This window comes from Dermacoccus sp. UBA1591, from assembly GCF_002322065.1.
Taxonomy (GTDB): domain Bacteria; phylum Actinomycetota; class Actinomycetes; order Actinomycetales; family Dermatophilaceae; genus Dermacoccus; species Dermacoccus nishinomiyaensis.
The window spans coordinates 1-3,744 of the sequence record NZ_DCNR01000010.1; the positions used below are offsets into that span (position 1 = coordinate 1).

A 3,744-nucleotide genomic window follows, 5' to 3' on the forward strand; every position below is an offset into this window, starting at 1 on the left:
CGGCGAGCAGGTCCAGCACGGCCCCGGCGGAGGTGCCGGCCAGGCCGTCCTCCCGGGCCGAGGCGCCGACCACGAGGGTGCCGTCCGCGCGGGGCACGAGGTAGACCTGGCGCCCGTGGACGAGGCCGCGGACGGTGCGGGTGATCAGGTGCGACTCCCCCGGCAGCAGCTGCTCGGGGCGCACCCGCAGGCGCAGCACGTCTCCGTGCACGGGCCGCAGCGGGACCTCGACGGCGGTGCAGAGGTCGCCTGGGCGCAGAGCATCACCCTGCCGTGGGTGCCGGGTCGCCTTCGCCCCGCCGCCGCGTTCGTCACCCGCGTGGCGGCACCCGCTATCGGCGCAGGCTATCGCCGGGTGGTGACGAAGCTGCTCGATCCGCACCGCTGACCTACGCCCCGCGCGCTCGATTGGGGTTGTCACCGGTGACGCGTAGGCTTGCCGATCGTGTATGAAGGCGTGGTTCAAGACCTCATCGACGAGCTCGGTCGGCTGCCCGGTGTCGGGCCGAAGTCGGCGCAGCGCATCGCGTTCCACCTGCTCGAGGCGGATGCCGATGACGTTCAGCGTCTCGCGGAGGTGCTGCTCAAGGTCAAGGAGACAGTGCACTTCTGCGAGGTGTGCTTCAACGTCGCCGAGACGAACCTGTGTCGTGTGTGCGCCGACCCGCAGCGCAACCCGGCGCTCATCTGCATCGTCGAGGAGAGCAAGGACGTCGTCGCGATCGAACGCACCCGCGAGTTCCGCGGGCGCTACCACGTGCTCGGCGGTGCGTTGAACCCGATCGAGGGCGTCGGCCCGGGCGACCTGCACATCACCGAGCTCATGGCGCGCCTCAGCGACACGTCGCTCGAGGAGATCATCATCGCGACCAACCCGAACCACACGGGTGAGGCGACGGCGAGCTACCTCGCGCGCCTCATCGGACCGATGGGCGTGACGGTGAGCCGCCTCGCATCCGGCCTGCCTGTCGGCGGCGATCTCGAATACGCCGACGAGGTGACGCTCGGCCGTGCCTTCGAGGGCCGCCGCGTCCTCGTGTTCTGACGCCCCGTGATGTGACGCATCCTTCGTCGCGGGCGTGCCGCCTCGACGAACATGAGTTCGGCCCGACGAATACGAGCGAAATGGTCGAACACGAGCGGCAGATCGCTCAGGTTCGACCATTCCGCTCGTACGGGCCGACAGCTGGTCATATGGCGCCCGTCGCGGCCGCAGAACCAGTATCTGAGCGCTCAGCGAGCCTGCAGGGCGCAGTGCCTAGACTCGCCGTGACCGACCGAAGTCGACCCCCGGAGCAACACCGTGAGCCTGATCGTCCAGAAGTACGGCGGTTCGTCCCTCGCCGACGCCGACAGCATCAAGCGTGTCGCGCGACGCATCGTCGACACGAAGAAGGCGGGCAACAGCGTCGTCGTCGTGGTCTCCGCGATGGGCGACACGACGGACGAGCTGCTCGACCTCGCCGCGCAGGTCAGCCCCGCGCCGCAGGCGCGCGAGATGGACATGCTGCTGACGGCGGGGGAGCGCATGTCGATGGCGCTCGTCTCCATGGCCATCGCGAACCTCGGCCATTCGGCGCGCAGCTACACCGGCAGCCAGGCGGGCGTCATCACCGACGAGGTGCACGGCAGGGCGAAGATCATCGACGTGACGCCCGGCCGCATCCAGCGGGCCGTCGACGAGGGGCACATCGTCATCGTCGCCGGGTTCCAGGGCGTCAGCCAGAGCACGAACGAGATCACGACGCTCGGACGCGGCGGTTCGGACACGACGGCCGTCGCGCTCGCCGCCGCCATCAAGGCCGACGTGTGCGAGATCTACACCGACGTCGATGGCATCTTCACCGCCGACCCGCGCATCGTGCCGAAGGCCCACAAGATCGACCGAATCACCAACGAGGAGATGCAGGAGATGGCGGCACAGGGCGCGAAGGTGCTCATGCTGCGCTGCGTCGAGTACGCCCGCCGATTCGACCTCCCCATCCACGTGCGTAGCTCCTTCAGCCACCACGAGGGCACCTGGGTCGTCAACGACAAAGAAGGAGACACCGTGGAAGACCCGATCATCGCCGGCGTCGCGCACGACCGCAGCGAAGGAAAGATCACGATCGTCGGCATCCCCGACTCACCCGGGCGCGCAGCCGCCGTCTTCCGCGCCGTCGCGGGCGCGGGCCTCAACGTCGACATGATCGTCCAGAACGTCTCCGCCGGCGAGGACAAGCGCACCGACATCTCCTTCACCGTGCCGAAGGACGAAGCGCCCAAGGGTGTCGCCGTCCTCAACGCGATGAAGGACGAACTCGGCTTCGACCGACTCCACTACGACGACACGATCGGCAAGCTGTCGCTCGTCGGCTCCGGCATGCGCTCCAACCCGGGCATCTCGGCGACGCTGTTCCAGGCGCTCGCCGACGCCGGCATCAACATCGAGATGATCTCGACGTCCGAGATCCGCGTCTCGGTCGTGACGAGCAGCGACGAACTCGACGAAGCCGTCCGCCTCGTCCACACCGCATTCGGGCTCGACGCCGACGGCGAGGCCGTCGTCTACGCCGGCACCGGCCGCTGACGGGCAACGTCTGCAATCGCGGAACGGCATCCGGTGCTGACGACGCGACGCCATCATCACAGCGGGGACGCTCGACGTCTGGCCGCGCGAAAGGAACGTCACCCATGAACAAGGAACTGAATCTCGGCGTCGTCGGCGCGACCGGCCAGGTCGGCCGCGTCGTCCTGCAACTGCTCGAGGAGCGGAACTTCCCGATCAAGAGCCTGCGGCTGTTCGCGTCGGCGCGCAGTGCGGGCAAGACGCTGACGTTCAAGGGCGTCGACTACACCCTCGAGGACGCGGCGACCGCTGACCCGAGCGGCCTCGACGTCGCGATCTTCTCCGCGGGCGGCGACACGTCGAAGGCGCTCGCACCGAAGTTCGCGGCGGCGGGCGTCACCGTCATCGACAACTCCTCGGCGTGGCGACGCGACCCCGAGGTGCCGCTCATCGTCAGTGAGGTCAACGGCGAGCAGATCGCGAACACGCCCAAGGGCATCATCGCCAACCCGAACTGCACGACGATGGCCGCGATGCCGGTGCTCAAGCCGCTGCACGACGCCGCGGGGCTGATGCGTCTCGTCGTCTCGACGTACCAGGCCGTCTCCGGATCGGGCGTCGCCGGGGTGGCCGAACTCGCCGGGCAGATCCGCAAGGCCGCCGAGGCCGACATGGAGAAGATGGCGCTCGACGGCGAGGCCGTCGACCTCGGCGCGCCGAACAAGTACGTCGCGCCGATCGCGTTCAACGTGCTCGCCATGGCCGGTTCGATCGTCGACGACGGCACGAACGAGACGGACGAGGAGCAGAAGCTGCGCAACGAATCGCGCAAGATCCTCGACCTGCCCGAGCTCGCCGTGTCCGGCACGTGCGTGCGCGTGCCGGTGTTCAGCGGTCACTCGCTCAGCGTCAACGCAGAGTTCGAGCGCGCCATCACGCCCGAGGAAGCCCGCGACCTGCTCGCCGACGCCCCCGGCGTCGAACTCGCCGACGTGCCGATGCCGCGCGTCGCCGCAGGCAAGGACCCGAGCTACGTCGGACGCATCCGCCAGGACGCCTCCGTCGCCGACGGCAAGGGTCTCGCGCTGTTCATCAGCAACGACAACCTGCGCAAGGGCGCGGCGCTCAACACGGTGCAGATCGCCGAACTCATCGCTGCCGCCGGCTGACCCCCGCCCCAACGGCGATTCCTGTCC

At 68.8% G+C, this 3,744-nt stretch carries 4 protein-coding genes and 1 pseudogene; 4 read left to right on the forward strand and 1 reads right to left on the reverse strand.

Annotated elements, in window-relative coordinates:
• Positions 1–250: pseudogene (locus tag B2284_RS01080) on the reverse strand (FAD-dependent oxidoreductase); the annotation flags it as partial.
• On the opposite strand from B2284_RS01080, the gene B2284_RS01085 reads away from it, so the two are divergent.
• From B2284_RS01085 to B2284_RS01100, 4 genes are all read left to right on the forward strand, one after another.
• On the forward strand, positions 206–388 hold the full coding sequence (locus B2284_RS01085) for a hypothetical protein (protein WP_286697092.1): 183 nt from the start codon (positions 206–208) through the stop codon (positions 386–388). The pseudogene B2284_RS01080 and the gene B2284_RS01085 overlap by 45 nt on opposite strands.
• A gap of 57 nt (positions 389–445) precedes the next feature.
• Entirely contained in the window at positions 446–1,045 is a 600-nt protein-coding gene (recR, locus tag B2284_RS01090) for a recombination mediator RecR (protein ID WP_038571803.1), read from the forward strand.
• A gap of 258 nt (positions 1,046–1,303) precedes the next feature.
• Positions 1,304–2,569 carry an aspartate kinase gene (locus tag B2284_RS01095; RefSeq protein ID WP_006947193.1) on the forward strand — a complete coding sequence of 422 codons (1,266 nt, stop codon included), beginning with the start codon at positions 1,304–1,306 and terminating at the stop codon, positions 2,567–2,569.
• Between the two features lie 104 nt (positions 2,570–2,673).
• Positions 2,674–3,717 carry an aspartate-semialdehyde dehydrogenase gene (locus B2284_RS01100; protein ID WP_006947191.1) on the forward strand — a complete coding sequence of 348 codons (1,044 nt, stop codon included), beginning with the start codon at positions 2,674–2,676 and terminating at the stop codon, positions 3,715–3,717.
• The last annotated feature ends 27 nt before the right edge of the window (positions 3,718–3,744 follow it).